The organism is Bradyrhizobium sp. Cp5.3 (genome assembly GCF_000426265.1).
In the GTDB taxonomy this organism is placed as follows: Bacteria; Pseudomonadota; Alphaproteobacteria; order Rhizobiales; family Xanthobacteraceae; genus Bradyrhizobium; species Bradyrhizobium neotropicale.
Window position 1 is genome coordinate 1 of sequence record NZ_AUFA01000035.1, and the last position, 15,666, is coordinate 15,666.

The 15,666-nt window shown below is 64.9% G+C and carries 11 protein-coding genes, 1 tRNA gene and 1 pseudogene; 3 read left to right on the forward strand and 10 right to left on the reverse strand.

The window, feature by feature from the left end; translation table 11 throughout:
* From K289_RS0131815 to K289_RS0131825, 3 genes and pseudogenes are all read right to left on the reverse strand, one after another.
* Positions 1-295: pseudogene (locus K289_RS0131815) on the reverse strand (IS256 family transposase); the annotation flags it as partial.
* A gap of 37 nt (positions 296-332) precedes the next feature.
* Positions 333-473: a hypothetical protein gene (locus K289_RS50855; protein ID WP_245284054.1), complete on the reverse strand. Its 141-nt coding sequence runs from the start codon at positions 471-473 to the stop codon at positions 333-335.
* A gap of 660 nt (positions 474-1,133) precedes the next feature.
* Positions 1,134-1,397 carry a hypothetical protein gene (locus tag K289_RS0131825; protein ID WP_027555179.1) on the reverse strand — a complete coding sequence of 88 codons (264 nt, stop codon included), beginning with the start codon at positions 1,395-1,397 and terminating at the stop codon, positions 1,134-1,136.
* A 258-nt stretch (positions 1,398-1,655) separates the two neighbouring features.
* Between K289_RS0131825 and K289_RS0131830 the strand changes: the two genes are divergently transcribed.
* Positions 1,656-1,862 (forward strand): hypothetical protein, encoded by a 207-nt coding sequence (locus K289_RS0131830; RefSeq protein WP_027555180.1) that lies wholly within the window; start codon positions 1,656-1,658, stop codon positions 1,860-1,862.
* A 40-nt stretch (positions 1,863-1,902) separates the two neighbouring features.
* Here the strand turns inward: K289_RS0131830 and K289_RS51825 are convergent, their stop codons facing one another.
* The 7 genes from K289_RS51825 to K289_RS0131865 all read right to left on the reverse strand — a co-directional run bounded on the left by K289_RS51825 (position 1,903) and on the right by K289_RS0131865 (position 12,326).
* On the reverse strand, positions 1,903-2,055 hold the full coding sequence (locus K289_RS51825; RefSeq protein WP_198024812.1) for a hypothetical protein: 153 nt from the start codon (positions 2,053-2,055) through the stop codon (positions 1,903-1,905).
* Between the two features lie 185 nt (positions 2,056-2,240).
* Positions 2,241-2,314, reverse strand: a tRNA-Cys gene (locus tag K289_RS0131840).
* A 60-nt stretch (positions 2,315-2,374) separates the two neighbouring features.
* Positions 2,375-3,115: a tRNA-uridine aminocarboxypropyltransferase gene (locus K289_RS0131845; protein ID WP_027555181.1), complete on the reverse strand. Its 741-nt coding sequence runs from the start codon at positions 3,113-3,115 to the stop codon at positions 2,375-2,377.
* 40 nt (positions 3,116-3,155) lie between these two features.
* Positions 3,156-6,260: an efflux RND transporter permease subunit gene (locus tag K289_RS0131850; protein ID WP_027555182.1), complete on the reverse strand. Its 3,105-nt coding sequence runs from the start codon at positions 6,258-6,260 to the stop codon at positions 3,156-3,158.
* A complete protein-coding gene (locus tag K289_RS0131855; protein ID WP_027555183.1) occupies positions 6,260-9,409 on the reverse strand; it encodes an efflux RND transporter permease subunit in 3,150 nt (1,049 codons plus the stop codon). The genes K289_RS0131850 and K289_RS0131855 overlap by 1 nt, the downstream gene beginning before the upstream one ends.
* A 36-nt stretch (positions 9,410-9,445) precedes the next feature.
* The gene (locus tag K289_RS0131860; protein ID WP_027555184.1) at positions 9,446-10,885 is read right to left on the reverse strand and encodes an efflux RND transporter periplasmic adaptor subunit; all 1,440 of its coding nucleotides are present in this window, start codon (positions 10,883-10,885) and stop codon (positions 9,446-9,448) included.
* Positions 10,875-12,326 (reverse strand): efflux transporter outer membrane subunit, encoded by a 1,452-nt coding sequence (locus K289_RS0131865; RefSeq protein WP_198024814.1) that lies wholly within the window; start codon positions 12,324-12,326, stop codon positions 10,875-10,877. Before K289_RS0131865 ends, K289_RS0131860 begins: the two co-directional genes overlap by 11 nt.
* Positions 12,327-13,180: 854 nt before the next feature.
* Between K289_RS0131865 and K289_RS0131870 the strand changes: the two genes are divergently transcribed.
* On the forward strand, positions 13,181-14,410 hold the full coding sequence (locus K289_RS0131870) for a cyclopropane-fatty-acyl-phospholipid synthase family protein (RefSeq protein WP_027555186.1): 1,230 nt from the start codon (positions 13,181-13,183) through the stop codon (positions 14,408-14,410).
* Positions 14,411-14,493: 83 nt separating this feature from the next.
* A complete protein-coding gene (locus K289_RS0131875; RefSeq protein WP_027555187.1) occupies positions 14,494-15,528 on the forward strand; it encodes a cysteine synthase A in 1,035 nt (344 codons plus the stop codon).
* Positions 15,529-15,666 lie beyond the last annotated feature (138 nt).

Genomic DNA, 15,666 nt, shown 5'->3' on the forward strand with positions numbered 1-15,666 from the left:
CACGCGGCTGGCGGACGGCGACCGGACCGATACCGGTCATCACCTCGCGTTCCGGCAGGTGACCGTGGCGCACGACGCGCTGGTGGCCGTCCGCAGTCTTCAAATCGGCATGCTTGCCGAGAAAGTCCGCGACCTCGGCCTCGACCGCCTGGGCCAACAGAGCACGCGCCCCATTGCGCAAGATTTCGGTGAGTTGATCGTCGACGTTTCCTGGCTGAATCAGCTTGATGATGTTATCTTTGGACACGGCATATCGCTCCTTCGGTGGAGAAGTGGAGGCGTCAAGCACCCCCACGATATGCCGCCTTCCCGATTCCCGCCGTCACCAAGTTTCAGCGATAGCTCACCTCCTCCAGGATTTCCATCATCCGGTCATAAGCCTCGAACGTCGCCTCCAGCGCGGCCCTGGCGGCCGGCTCAGGGGCGAGCCTGTAGCGCAGCGCGGACGGAGCATTTCGGGGCGGCGGGCTCATGGAAAGCACTAAAGCACCATTTTGGTGCTTTACAAGGGAGAAGGTCGATCACGTTCCACTGATCCTTATGCACTCGGGTGGTTAGTCGCTGCCGGTGGTCGCGTCGTTCAAGGCCGGCAGCTCACCGATAGATCATCGCCGATCAAGACTTCTTGCACGCGACGGTTGCAATTTTCATCAAAACGGTGCGTCGCCGCACTGCTTGGAGAATGCGCGGCATCCGAGGCACCGCACAGGAGTTGCGAGGCTCCACTCTCTCCAAGCTGTCATTGCGGGGAGCTCTTGCAACGAAGCAATCCAGAATCGTTCCGCGGATGCATTTCTGGATTGCTTCGCTCCGCTCGCAATGACGGAGTAAGCCGCATTGCGGCGCTCACCAACGCGCATCCGAAATCGCGGACGTATAGATCGCATTCTCGGGGGCCTGTTTCGCCCGAGAGGCACGACTGACCGTCACATTAATCCACTGCTACAAAATCAACTGATATTCGAAGGAGTCGCGATCGCGCGCAGTACCGGCCGACATGATTTCGATTCTTTACAGATTTGCGTCAGACCTTCTTCGCTCAACAGCCTATCCGCAGCATATCCACAGCATCGCTTCGGCGGATTTGCGCAAGCAGCCAAACCACTTGCTGCGCACAAATCCACAGGCCGTCTCTATCCACCAGCCTGATCGAACACCGAGCGGCAAGCTTCGCTCAAGTTCGCCCGGTTGCGCCTGAGGCAGGCGGTGATGGCGCGGACATTGGGGATCTCGCCGGCGCAAAGACGATAGACGTCCGGCGTGCAGGCCCGGCGCTGCTCCGGCGTTCCCTGCTGCGCCTGGGCGGCGGACGCGAACAAGGTGAGAAACAGCCCGATCGTGGAAGCCCGACGCGCCCGGCTCCTTACACCTGCAAACCGCAAGAACCTCGCCTTCATGACAAGTCTCCCGTCTGCCCTGCCCGCCCCCGACCCGCACTGGCCGGTGTCGTGGAAAGCTTGCGGGAAATAAACCTGCGGGGATGTGATCTCTTTCACACTCGTCGCCCGCGGCCCCGCCCTAGGCTCGCGCGGGATTTTCAGGAATCGCTAACCAATCGGGCCTCGATCGCCGGATCGTTAAAATGCGAACGATCGGCTCAATCGGGAAACAAACCGGCTTTGCGACATTGCGCCATCCGCGTTCCGGAGGGTGTGATGAGCGAAGCCGAATTCAATTTGCTGCTGGATGTCGTCCGGGACGCCATGGTGCTTGAAGATTTGGCGCCCGTGCCGGAGGAGGAATTCGTGCCCCGCTCGTGGACCTACGACGCAACGCCCAAGGAAGCTCCCAAGGCCGCCAATGACAATGAGGGGGCCTGGCCCCTCCTGCCGTTTCCGGACGGCTGGTACGCGGCCTGCTGAATGGCGGCGCGCCTGCTCAAACGACGCGGCGCGACAGCCATCAATTCTTGATTCCCGGCGGCTCCTCGCCTTCCTGCGGCGCCCGATCGGGGACGGCCGGCGGGAAGATGCTGTCGTAGATCGCGCGAGCCTCGCGAATGAGGCGGGCTCGCTCCAGCTCGGATTTCGAGACAAATCGGACGACGTCGCCCACGTGCTCTCCAGCGCTCGTTGGTCGGGGATGCATCACGGCGTGATGCGAACTCCATGCCAGCGCGCCTGAATCGCCGGTTCCGGCAAGCGCCGGCAAACCCGGTGGCAGCCACGGAAGCAGCTATGTGCGGGTTCGGCGGAACCCGTCGCGATTTCGAATTGTCGTTGAGGATCAGAAGCTTGTGATGGAGGCCACGACCAGAATTGAACTGGTGTACACGGTTTTGCAGACCGTTGCGTAACCACTCCGCCACGTGGCCCCGTAAGGGCGGACCAATATAGAGGATCGGGGATTTAGGCAACCCCGACCGGCCGCACCTTCACTGCCGTTTGCCGCGGCGGAAGGCGCGCCGTCGGCCCTTGGGCGCTGGCTTCGGCGCCAACTCCGGCATCTCCGCCTGCACTTCGCGATAACGCGCCAGCATCCGCTCAAAACTGGCATGCAGCGTCTCGGCGATGTCGGGACGCCGCTCCAGGCCGGCCAGCATCATGGCGGCGGCCTCGATGGTCGAGAGCCCGTCGCGGCGCGGCTCGCGCCGCAGGCGTCCGTAGCGCGAGGGGTGCGCCGGGTTGAGGATCACGCGCTGGCATTTCAGCATCCAGGGATTGCGCCACCACAGCGCCTTGGCCTGGCTCCAGGTGCCGTCGAGCAGCACCACGCCTTCGAGCTTGCCGAGGATGGCGCGCTGGTTCTCGGCAACCTCGCCCTTGCGGGTGAGCGCGACGATCTCGCCTTCGGCCTCGATATCGGCCGCGCGCGCCGAACCGAGATAGAGCACGGCCCAGCGCGCCGCATTCTCGACCGGCCGTCCCAGCGCCTTGGACAGGCTCGGCCAGGACAGACCGACCCGCACGGTCGCATTGGCAAAATGCTTCGCGGTCAGGCGCGCGGTGCCAAGCGCCCTGTCCTGCTCCTGCGGATGCTGGAGGATCAGGAGCCCGAGGCGGTTCTGAAGCGGCGTGACGCTGTCGCAGATGCACAGCGGCATCGGCTTCTGGCAGTGCGGGCATTCGGGAATCGGCTCGGGCGGCGCGGCCGTCATATCTGGCGGGTTCGACATGGCCGCCGCTATACGCTGCGCGCGGCGCTCCAACAACCGCCTATTCCGCCGGTGCGGTAACCGCGCGCGGCTCGGATCGCCGACGCAGACGGTCGATCAAGAGGTAGATCACGGGCGTCGTATAGAGCGTCAGGATCTGCGAGACGAACAGGCCGCCGATGATGGTGATGCCGAGCGGTCGCCGGAGCTCCGTACCCGGGCCCGTCGCGATCACGAGCGGAAGGCCTGCGAACAACGCCGCCATCGTCGTCATCAGGATGGGACGGAAGCGGGCCTGGCAGGCCTCGAAGATCGCCTCCGCCGAGGACAGGCCGCGCTGGCGCTCGGCGTCGAGGGCAAAGTCGACCATCATGATGCCGTTCTTCTTGACGATGCCAATCAACAGAATGATGCCGACGAAGGCGATCACCGTCAGCGGCGTGTTGGTGACCTGCAAGGCGAGCAGCGCGCCGAGTCCCGCCGAGGGCAGCGTCGAGATGATGGTCAGCGGATGGGCGAGGCTCTCATAGAGCACGCCGAGCACGATATACATCGCGACCAGCGCACCGAGGATGAGCAGCGGCTGGCGGCCGCTGGTCCTGGCGAAGTCGCCGGCATTGCCGTCAAAGCTGCCGCGGATGCCCTCGGGCATGTGCAATTCCTCGACCGCGCGCTGGATGTTTTGCGTAGCGGCCTGCAGCGGCACGTTCGGCAGCAGGTTGAACGACACCGTGGTCGAGGGGAACGACTGCGAGTGATAGACCGCGAGCGCGGCGAGCCCGCGCGTCGCATGCACCACGGCCGACAGCGGTACCTGCACGTCGCCCGCGCCAGCGACATAGATGCGGTCGAGGTTGGAGGGATCGACCTGGAATTTCGGATCGATCTCCAGCACGACCATGTACTGGTTGCGCTGGGTGTAGATGATCGAGATTTGCCGCTGCGAGAACGCGTTGTTCAGCGCGTTGTCGATGTCCTGGACCTTGACGCCGAGCGACGCGGCCTTCTGGCGGTCGATGTTCAGCGTGAGCTGCAGGCCGCCGGGATCGCGGTCGCTGGAGATGTCGGTGATGCCCTCAACCGTCTCCATGCGCTTGGCCACGATCGGCGCCCATTTCTGCAACAGATCGAGATCGGTGCTGGAGAGCGTGTACTGATAGTCGGAATCGCTCTGCCGTCCGCCAGTGCGCACGTCTTGGGCGGCGAACATGAAGAGGCGGATGCCGGGTACCGGGAACAGCGCGCGCCGCAAGCGGTCGATCACGAGCGCCGTCGAGACGTAGCCGCGTTCCTCCGGCGGCTTCAGGCTGATATACATGACGCCGCGGTTCGAGGTCGCCCCGCCAGGTCCGCCGCCACTGCCGACCGTGGAGCCGATTCCGGCCACGGCCGGATCCTGCATCACGATGTCGGCGAGGCGCTGCTGCAGGCCAAGCATCGACTGGAACGAGATATCGGCCGAGGCGCGCGTCGCGCCGATGACGAAGCCGGAATCATCGGTCGGGAAATAGCCCTTGGGCACCTTGATGTAGAGCGTCACCGTGAGACCGATGGTGGCGAAGAACACCAGCAGCGTCAGCAGCGGATATTCCAGCACTACGCGCAAGGTCCGGGTGTAGAAGGCGACGATGCGCGACAGCGATCCCTCGATGATCCGGTCGAACAGCGTCGCGGTGCCGGACGTGGTCTGCCGGACGTAATGGGCACAGATCATCGGCGTCACCGTCAGCGACACCAGCGTCGAGACCAGGATTGCGAAGGTGAGCGTCAGCGAGAATTCGCGCAGCAGGCGGCCGACGATGCCGTCCATGAAGATCAGTGGCGTGAAGGCGGCGATCAGCGACAGGCTGATCGATACCACGGTGAAGCCGATCTGCCGGGCCCCCTCCTGTGCCGCCTGGAATGGGCGCATGCCATGCTCGAGATTCCGGAACATGTTCTCGATCATGACGATAGCATCGTCGACCACGAAGCCGACGGAGATGGCAAGCGCCATCAGCGACAGATTGTCGATGGAGAAGCCGGCCAGCCACATGCCGGCGCAGGTGCCGGCGAGCGCGAGCGGCACCGAGATGCCGGCCGCGATCGTCGGCGTGAGGCGGCGCAGGAACACGAACACCACAACCATCACCAGCGCGGCGGTCGCAAGCAACGTCCACTGCATGTCCAGCACGCTGGCGCGGATCGTGCTGGTGCGATCGACCAGGGTGGAGACCTCGACGCCGGCCGGAATCCATTGCTTGAGATCGGGGATCAGCGCCTTGACGCGGTCGACGGTGTCGATGACGTTGGCATCGCCCTGCTTGGTGATCTGGATCAGCACCGCCGGCTGCTTGTTGAACCAGGCAATGGAACGGGCATTTCGGACGGAGTCCTCGATGTCGGCGATGTCGGAGAGCCGCACGAAATTGCCGTTCGAGCTCTTGATGACGATGTCGCGGAACTCCTTGGCCGTACGCATCTGGCGGTTGAGCGACAGCGTCTCGCTCTGGCGGTCGCCGTTGAAGATGCCGACCGGGCCGAGCGGATTGGCGTTGATGATCGCGGTGCGCACGTCGTCGGTGGCGATGCCGGCGTTCGACAGCGCCACCGGATTGAGCTGGATCCGCACCGCCGGCTGATCGGCGCCGCTCACGGTCACATCGCCCACGCCCGGCACCTGCGAGATGCGCTGCGCGAGCACGGTATCGGCGACGTCGTAGATTGCGCTCGCGGACAGCGTCTTCGAGGTCAGCGCCAGCACGAAGACCGGCGCGCCGGCCGTATTCGCCTTGCGGAAGCGCGGCAGCGTCGGCAGGTCGCTCGGCAGGTCGACGAGCGATGCGTTGATGGCGGCCTGCACGTCGCGTGCGGCCTTGTCGATGTTGCGGCCGATGTCGAACTGGAGCTGGATATTGGTCGTCCCCAGCGAGCTCGTCGAGGTGATCTGGTTGATGCCTGCGATTTCGCCCAGCCGCCGCTCCAGCGGTGAGGCAACTGTTGCGGCCATTACGGACGGATCAGCGCCCGGCCGGCTTGCCGTGACGAAGATGGCGGGAAAGTCGACGTTCGGGACCGAAGCGACCGGCAGGAACTCGTAGGCGACGACGCCCAGCAGGAACAGCCCGATCGAGAGCAGCGTGGTCGCGACCGGACGGCGGATGAACGGCTCCGAGATCGATGCCATCACTGCATCCCCTCGGTGGCGCCGGCGACCGGCGGGCCGCCGGACTCAGCCGGCGGCAGCGCCTGCTCGAGGCGGCGGTTAATGCGGTCGAGCGCGAGGTAGATCACGGGTGTGGTGTAAAGCGTCAGGAGCTGGCTGAGCAGCAGGCCGCCGATGATGGAGATGCCCAAGGGAAAACGCAGCTCCGAGCCCGTGCCGCTTTCGATCGCGAGCGGCAACGCGCCGAACAGCGCCGCCAGCGTCGTCATCATGATCGGACGGAAGCGCAACAGGCAGGCCTGCACGATCGCCTCGTTGGCCGACATCCCCTGCCCGCGCTCGGCCTCGAGCGCGAAGTCGATCATCATGATCGCGTTCTTCTTGACGATGCCCATCAACAGGATGATGCCGATCAGGCCGATCACCGAGAGGTCCTGCCCGCACAAGACCAGCGCCAGGATCGCGCCGACGCCGGCCGAGGGCAGCGTTGAGAGAATCGTGATCGGGTGGATGTAGCTCTCATAGAGCACGCCCAGCACGATGTAGATCGTGATCACGGCGGCGAGCAGCAGCCAGGGCTGGCCGGCCAGTGCCTTGGCGAATTCGGCGGCATCGCCCGCATAGACGCCGACGATGCTGTTGGGCATGCCGATCCGGGTCTCGATCGTCTTCACCGCCTCGACCGCATCGCCGAGCGCCGCGCCCGGCGCGAGGTTGAAGCTGAGCGAGATCGCCGGGAATTGCGCCTGGTGCGAGATCGCCAGCGGCGCGGTGGTGCGCTTCAGCGTCGCCACGGCCGACAGCGGCACCTGGGCGTTGGGGGCGCCGACGGTGGCGCTCGCGCCGCCCGGCAGATAGAGTTTTGACAGGATCGAGGGATCGCGCTGGTACATCGGCAGCGCCTCCAGCACCACGCGGTACTGGTTGGCCTGTCCGTAGATGGTCGAGATCTGCCGCTGCGCGAAGGCGTCGTTCAGTGTGTCGGTAATCCCCTGGAGGCTGACGCCGAGTTGGCCGGCGCGGGTGCGGTCGACATCGAGCTGTGCCCGCAGGCCGCCTTCCTGCGCCTCTGAGGACACGTCCCGGAACAAGGGATCACGCCGCATCTCCGCAACCAGCTTGCGCGCCCATTCCGACACCAGCGTCGCGTCGGTGCCGGTCAGGGTGTACTGGTACTGCGAACGGCTCGACTGGGTCGAGATCTGCACGTCCTGCACCGGCTGGAAATACACGGTCATGCCGGGGATGCCGGCCACCCTCTGCTTCAGCCGGGTCACGACCACGCCGACATCGTCGCGCCGCTCGCCGCGCGGCTTCAGCGTCATGACGAGACGCCCGACATTGGTGGTCGGGTTGACCGAGCCCGCACCGATCACCGAGACGACGCCGGTCACATCGGGATCGGCCTTGATGGCGTCGGCGGCCTCGCTCTGGCGCTTCTGCATCTCCGCGAAAGACACGTCCGGTCCCGCCTCAGTCACCGCCGTGATCGAGGCGGTATCCTGCAGCGGCAGGAAGCCTTTTGGCGCGACCACGTAGAGCACCAGGGTCGCAATCAGCGTCACGAAGGTCACCACCAGCGTCGCGCGCTGGCGCTCCAGCACCCAGAGCAGCGTCGAATGGTAGACTTCGACGGTGCGGTCGATGAAGCGGCTGATCGCCGCCAGCCCAGGCACCGCCAGCTCCTCATGAGCAGCCTTGAGCAACCGCGAGCACATCATCGGCGTCAGCGTCAGCGAGACCACGGCCGAGGTCACGACCGCGATCGTCAATGTCAGCGCGAACTCACGGAACATCCGACCGACCAGACCCGACATGAACAGAAGCGGGATGAAGACCGCGATCAGCGACACCGTCAGCGAGATCACGGTGAAGCCGATCTCGCTGGCGCCCTTGAGCGAGGCCTCCATTGCGCTCTCGCCGTTCTCCATGTGGCGGACGATGTTCTCGATCATCACGATGGCGTCGTCGACGACGAAGCCGGTGCCGATGGTGAGCGCCATCAGCGACAGATTGTCGAGGCTGAACCCGGCAAAATACATGATGCCGAAGCTGGTTATCAGCGACAGCGGCAGCGCCACGCCCGCGATCAGCGTCGCCCGCAGCGAACGCAGGAACAGCAGCACCACCAGCGTCACCAGCACGACGCTGAGGATCAACGTGAACTGCACGTCGCGGACGGAGGCGCGGATGGTCTCGGTGCGGTCGGAAACGACGGTCAGGTTGACGCCGGCCGGAATGGCGCGCTGGACCTTGGGTATTTCGGCGCGGATCTGGCGCACGACGTCGATGACATTGGCGCCGGGCTGACGCTGGATGTCGATGATGACCGCGGGCGTGCCCTGGTACCAGCCGCCGGTGCGGTCGTTCTCCAGGCCATCGACGATCTGCGCGACGTCGCCGATCGTGACCGGCGAGCCGTTGCGGTAGGCGATGATGATCGGCTTGTAGGCATCGGCCGCGGCGATCTGGTCGTTTGCCGCGATGATGTAGGATTGCTGCGCGCCGTCGAGCGAACCCTTCGGACCCGACACGTTGGCATTGGCGATCGCGGTGCGCAGATCCTCCATGGCAATGCCATAAGCGGCAAGCCGGGCCAGATCCGCCTGGATGCGGACGGCCGGCTTCAAGCCGCCGAGCACCGAGACCCGGCCGACGCCGGAAATCTGGCTCAGCCGCTGCGCCAGGATGGTGTCGGCGATGTCGCTCATCACTCTCAGCGAGATCGTCTCGGAGCGCAGCGCCAGGGTCATGACCGGCGCGTCGGCCGGGTTCACCTTGGCGTAGGTCGGCGGATAAGGCAGCGTTTTGGGCAGCACGCCCGCGGCGGCGTTGATCGCGGCCTGCACGTCCTGGGTCGCGCCGTCGATGTCGCGGTTGAGATCGAACTGCAGCGAAATCTGGCTGACGCCGAATGAGCTCGTCGAGTTCATCGCCGACAGCGACGGGATCTGCCCGAGCTGCCGCTCCAGGGGCGCGGTGATCAGCGAGGCGATCACGTCGGGGCTCGCGCCCGGCAACTGCGTCGTCACCTGCACCGTCGGAAAGTCGACCTGCGGCAGCGCGGACACCGGCAAAGCGAAATAGCCGAGCGCGCCGCCGATCAGCAGCGCGATGCCGAGCAGCGAGGTCGCGATCGGCCGGCGAATGAATGGTTCGGAGACGCCCATGAGACGCGCCTGCCGCTCAAGCGGCTGTTGTCGGGATCATGGCTGCTTCGCTCCACCTCCCGATGATTCAGCCCCCTGTGCCGGCCCGGTCTGCCCCTTCTGGTCGCCCTCGCCGTTCATCCGCTTGGCACGCCGCTCCTGCCAATCCTTGGAGCCGTCCTTGGTCGGATGATCCTGACCATCCTTCTGGCCATCCTTCTGCCCATCCTTGGCCTGACCGCCCTTGCCGTCGTTGCCCTGCGATCCGCGCGAGCGCTTGCGCGGGGCGAGATCGGCCGACGGGGTCTGGTCGTCGCGGCCGACGACCACCTTGGAACCATCGGACAGATTGGCGAAGCCCGTGGTGACGACCCGGTCGTTCGGCGCCAGTCCGCTCGCGATCACCGCGTCATGTTCGTTCTGCTGCGTGACCGTCACCGGCTTGGCCGAAACGATATCGCCCTCACCGATCACGTAGCTGAAGGTCCCGATCGGACCGCGCTGCACGGCCGATGTCGGCACCACCAGCGCCTGCGGCAGCGTCTCGACCTTGAGGCGGACATTGACGAACTGGCCCGGCCAGAGCTGGTAATTGGCGTTGGGAAACTCGGCCTTCAGCCTGAGCGTTCCGGTGGTCGGATCGACCTGGTTGTCGATGCCGGTGAGCTTGCCGGTGTCGATCACGGTGACACCATCATTGCCGAACACGTCGACGGCGAGCGGGCCCTTGGCCGCGGCGGCGTTGACCCGCGTGATCTGCTGCTGCGGCAGACTGAACCACACGGCGATCGGTTGAATCTGCGTGATCACGACGAGGCCGGTCGTGTCGGCAGCGTGAATGATGTTGCCCTGGTCGACCTGGCGCAGGCCGGCGCGGCCCGAGAGCGGCGCCACGATCTTGGTATAGCTCAGTGTCGCCGCCGCATTGTCGATCGCGGCCTGGTCCGCCTTGACCAGCGCTTCGGTCTGCGCGACCAGCGCGCGCTGCGTGTCCGCCTGCTGCTTGGAGCCGGCATTGGAGGCGGCAAGTTGTTCGTAGCGCGTCAGGTCGATGCGCTGGTTGGCAAGCTGGGCCTGGTCCTGTGCCTTCTTGGCAACCGCCTGATCGTACTGCGCCTGGTAGATGGCCGGATCGATCTCGGCGAGCACATCGCCTTTCTTGACGTCCTGCCCCTCGGTGAAGTTGACCGCGATCAGCTTGCCGTCGACCTGCGAGCGCACGGTCACGGTATTGAGTGCGCGGATCGCGCCGACACCGTCGAGATAGACCGGCACGTCCTGGATGCGCGGCGTCGCCGCCAGCACCGGCACCGGCAGATCGGGCCGCTGGTTGCGGCCATTGGCCTGTTGCTGCTGATGCATCGCGGTCCAGCCGACATAGAAGAGGCCGCCGAGGATCGCGAGCGTAATCAGCGTCATGACGAAGCCGCGGCCGCGCGAGGCCTTTTTTGCGGGCGCCGCCTTCGCGCCTTCCTTCGTATCCGGCTTAAAGAGCATTGACCGGTTTCTCCATCCTCGGCTCCCAGCCGCCGCCTAGAGCCTGGTACAGGCTGACGATCGCCAGCAGCCGCGCGAGCTGCGCCTGCCATAACGCATCTTCCGCCTGAAATAGTGTCTGCTGGACGTTCAGCACGGCCACGATGTCGGCCGTTCCAGCGCGCAACTGTTGCTCGGCAAGATCGAAGGCGCGACGCGACGACGCAACCACCTCGCGCTCCAATTGCAACCTGATCGTCGTCTGCTTGATCGAATAGAGCGCATTGTCGACATCGGCAAAGGCCTGGACGATGGTCTTGCGGTAGGTCTGCAGCAACTCGTCCTGCCGCGCCTTGGCGAATTCGAAATTGCCGAGGATCTTGCCGCCGTCGAAGATCGGCTGTGTGGCACTGCCGACGAGCTGGAAGAACGCCGCGTGCGGCTGGAACAGCGAGACCAGCGCCGAGCTCTGATAGCCGCCATTGCCGGTCAGCTGGATGCTCGGGAAGAACTGCGCGCGGGCATTGCCGACATTGGCCGTGGCGGAAGCGAGCTGGGCCTCCTGCCGGCGGATGTCGGGCCGCTGCGTCAGCAGTTCGGATGGCAGGCCCGGGGTTACCTTGGGGATCGCGATCCGGTTCAGCGAGCCGCCCATCACACGCACGCTCTCCGGCGGTCGTGACACCAGCACGGCGAGCGCGTTGACGTTCTGGTCGAGCGTCTGGCGCAGCGGCGGCACCGTCACCTTCTGGTTGCCCAGCACGCTCTCCTGCTGCGCGACGTCGAGATCGGTGCCGGTGCCGGCCTTGCGGCGTTCCTTGATGGCATCAAGGATGCGCTGCGCGCTCGCGATGTTGTTCTGCGCGGTCCGCAGGCGGTCCTGCGACGCCAGCACCTGGAAATAGGCGTTAGCGACGCTGGCGAGCGTCGTCAGCGCGACGACGTCGCGGTCGAAGCGGTTGGCATGGGCGGTTTCCTCCGCCGTCTGGAGCGCGTCGCGGTTCTGGCCCCAGAAGTCGAGCTGATAGCTCGCGCTCAACGAGGCTGAATAATTCACGACCTCGCGGCCGCCATTGGTCAGACCCGACGCGCTCGAACCGGACGTGCGTGAATAGGTTTCCGATCCGCTGCCCGACAGGCTCGGCAGCAGCGCCGCGCCCGCCTGCCGTGCCTGGGCGTCGGCCTCGACGATGCGCGAGACCGCGGCGGCGATGTCGAGATTGACGGTCTGTGCCTCCTCCATCAACTGCGTCAGCTCCGTCGAACGGAAGCCGCGCCACCAATCGAGCGTCGGCGGCGCATCGGGCTTGCCGGCGTATTTGTATTTTGCGGGAACGTCGAGCGCGGGATCGGGCAGATCCTGGGTCAGCACGCAAGCACCCGAACTGGCCGCAACGCACGCGACCGCGAGCCAGCGCGCCGCACGCAGCGTCCGGGAAGCCGAACCAAGGGATCGCCGCATGGCGACCGCCGGGACTTCCTGTGTCACATCAACCCCCTGCCGGGCGGATCGAGCCGCCATCGCGCAACCGGAGTAACCGATTCGCAGCGGGACGGTCGGGGGCCTTTGCGTAACTCGCTCACAGCAGTGATGCTTTCCTGGAACCTTAACCCCATACTACCCGGGCGCGGAACCGCGGGACAGTCCCGCAGCTGCGAAACGCTCATATGCATGACGCGATCCCGGGGTCACGAAAATGCAAATTGTGCCTGTGTTGCAATGGTCTTTTGCATTTTCGCGACGTCACGCAGCCTCGATCAGCTTACCAAGATTTCATGTGATATCGCCGCTGCTCCGGCCCCCGAACGCCGAAGCCGGCTTCGCCCGTCACTGAAATCCGCAGCGCAGCGTAGTCCGTCCGCCCCCCGAGCAGGAATGCTGGCGCATGTGCAAGCGCGTCATCCGAACTGGCATCGCCGGCGGTACCTGTTCGGGTCGGCGAGGCAACCGTCGCAAGCTGCATGAGGTTTGCCGGCTCCGCCGGTCGCGGACGTCAGCGTGGCCTGCGCAGCCTTAAGGCAAGCCCCGACCTTCCTCGCCGCTGCGATTGCTCCTCGGGCTGCCGCCCTGGCTTGCTGAGTGATTGCGCCGATCCATCGGGAAGCGCTGCGCGCATTGCCCAAGGGCACACGCCTGTACCACGACTGAATGTCGCAGGGCAGTATCACGGCGAAACCACCTTGGCGGCAGGCAAAACGCGCGCCTATATTATTGGTCGCTGACCGTGGGGGCGCGCTTGGGTCCAGCGACAGAAGCCGGGATGGGCGCGCCTGGCTCGCGGTCAGCCTGAACCCGTTCAGGTGATGGATCCGCCAATGTCCAACGCCATCTCGGTGACCCCCGACAATGTGGAGACGGTGCTCGCCGATCTTCCCCGCATTGTTCGCCTCGCGCTCGCCTTCGGCTCGCGCCTGAGGCGCGGCACACTCGACGTCGTTCTGCCCGATGGCCGGGCGATCCGGCTTGGCGGGCTGGAGCCTGGCCCGAACGCAATCATGCGGCTGCACAATTACGGCTTCGCTTCGCGGCTCATCAATGGCGGCGACATCGGGATTGCAGAGGCCTATGTGGCCGGCGACTGGGACACGCCGGACCTCACGCAATTCCTTCTGGTGTTCTGCGTCAACCACGACCTGATCCAGGCCATGCTGCGCGACAAGCCGCTGATGCGCCTCGTGCAGATGGTCCGGCACTGGTTCAACCGCAACACCCGCCGCCAGGCGCGGCGCAACATCCACGCCCATTACGATATCGGCAACGCATTCTACTCGGCCTGGCTAGATCCCAGCATGACCTATTCCTCGGCGCTGTTCGAGGAGAGCACCACCGATCTCACAACCGCGCAGACCAACAAGTACCGCAGGCTCGCCGAGGCACTCGATCTGCGTCCGGGCCAGAAGCTGCTCGAGATCGGCTGCGGCTGGGGCGGTTTCGCCGAATTTGCCGCAAAGACGTTTGGAGCGCGCGTGGTGGGACTGACCATCTCGACCGAGCAGCGCGATTTCGCGCAGAAGCGCATTCACGAAGCCGGCCTTGCCGAGAAGGTCGAGATCCGTCTGCAGGATTATCGCGACGAGCGCGACCGCTATGACCGGATCGCCTCGATCGAGATGATCGAGGCCGTCGGCGAGCAATTCTGGCCGAAATATTTCGCACAGTTGCGTGATCTGCTGCTGCCGGGCGGCCTCGCCGGCATCCAGGCCATCACCATTCAGGACAAGTTCTTCCAGAGCTACCGGCGCGAGGTCGATTTCATCCAGCGCTACGTGTTTCCCGGCGGCATGCTGCCCTCGCCCGCCGTGCTCAAGTCGTTCGGCGACAGGTTCGGCGTTCCCGTCATCCGCGAACGCATCTTTGGGCAAGATTATGCCAAGACGCTTGCCACCTGGCGAAATAACTTCCGCGCGGCGTGGCCCAACCTCATCCCGCTCGGCTTCGACGACCGGTTCCGGCGGCTGTGGGAGTATTATCTCTCTTATTGCGAGGCGGGATTCCTGTCCGGGAATATCGACGTCCGGCAGGTCATCTTCGCAAAGCAGCAATGACAGTTCAAGCCTCGGCTTGTCTGCCCGGCAGCCCTCCTTTAGGGTCGATCACGAATTGCGAAACCGATCGGTAAATGCCTGACATGACCATTCGAAACGACGTTGTTGAAGCCATCGGCAACACCCCGCTCATCAAGCTCAAGCAGGCCTCGGAATTGACCGGCTGCACCATTCTGGGCAAGGCCGAATTCATGAATCCCGGCCAGTCGGTGAAAGACCGCGCCGGCAAATGGATGATTCTGGAGGCGGAGAAGCGCGGCGAGTTGCGGCCGGGCGGTCTCGTGGTGGAAGCGACCGCCGGCAACACCGGCATCGGCCTCGCCGTCGTGGCGAGCGCCCGCGGCTATCGCACGCTGATCGTGATTCCGGAGACGCAGAGCCAGGAGAAGAAGGATTTCCTGAAGCTGTGCGGCGCCGAGCTGATCGAAGTGCCGGCCCTGCCCTATGCCAATCCAAACAACTACCAGCATGTCGGCCGGCGGCTTGCCGACGAGTTGCGCAAGAAGGAGCCGAACGGCGTCCTGTTCGCCGACCAGTGGAACAACCTCGACAATGCCAAGGCGCATTACGAATCCACGGGACCCGAGATCTGGGAACAGACCGGCGGCAAGATCGACGGCTTTATCTGCTCGGTCGGCACCGGCGGCACGCTAGCCGGCACCAGCCGCTATCTCAAGGAGAAGCACCCGGGCATCGTCAACGCCTGCGCCGACCCGCACGGTTTTGCGATGTACGAGCTGTTCAAGCACGGTCAGGCCAAATCGACGCCCGGCGATTCCATCACCGAGGGAATCGGGCTCGGCCGCGTCACGTCCGTCATCGAGACCGCCAGGGTCGATGATGCCTTCCTGATTCCGGACGATGAAGCCGTGAAGGTGATCTACGAGCTGCTCCAGCACGAGGGCCTCTGCCTCGGCGGCTCGACCGGCATCAACATCGTCGGCGCGATGCGCCTCGCCAAGCAGCTCGGACCGGGCAAGACGATCGTCACCGTGCTCTGCGATTCCGGCAGCCGCTATCAGTCGAAGCTGTTCAATGCCGACTTCATGCGCGCCAAGAACCTGCCGGTGCCGGAATGGCTGGAGAAGCGCAGCAACATCAAGCCGCCGTTCGTTTAGCCCCAAGTTGGGCGCGACGCGCCTTGTGAGATGCGTGCCAGGCGGTTTCGGAGCCGTGAAGCGGCGGGCGCGCCGCGTCGATGTAGTTTCCGGCTGGGCGAGAAGATAGTTCGAATTTTAGATTTGTAGGGTGGGCAA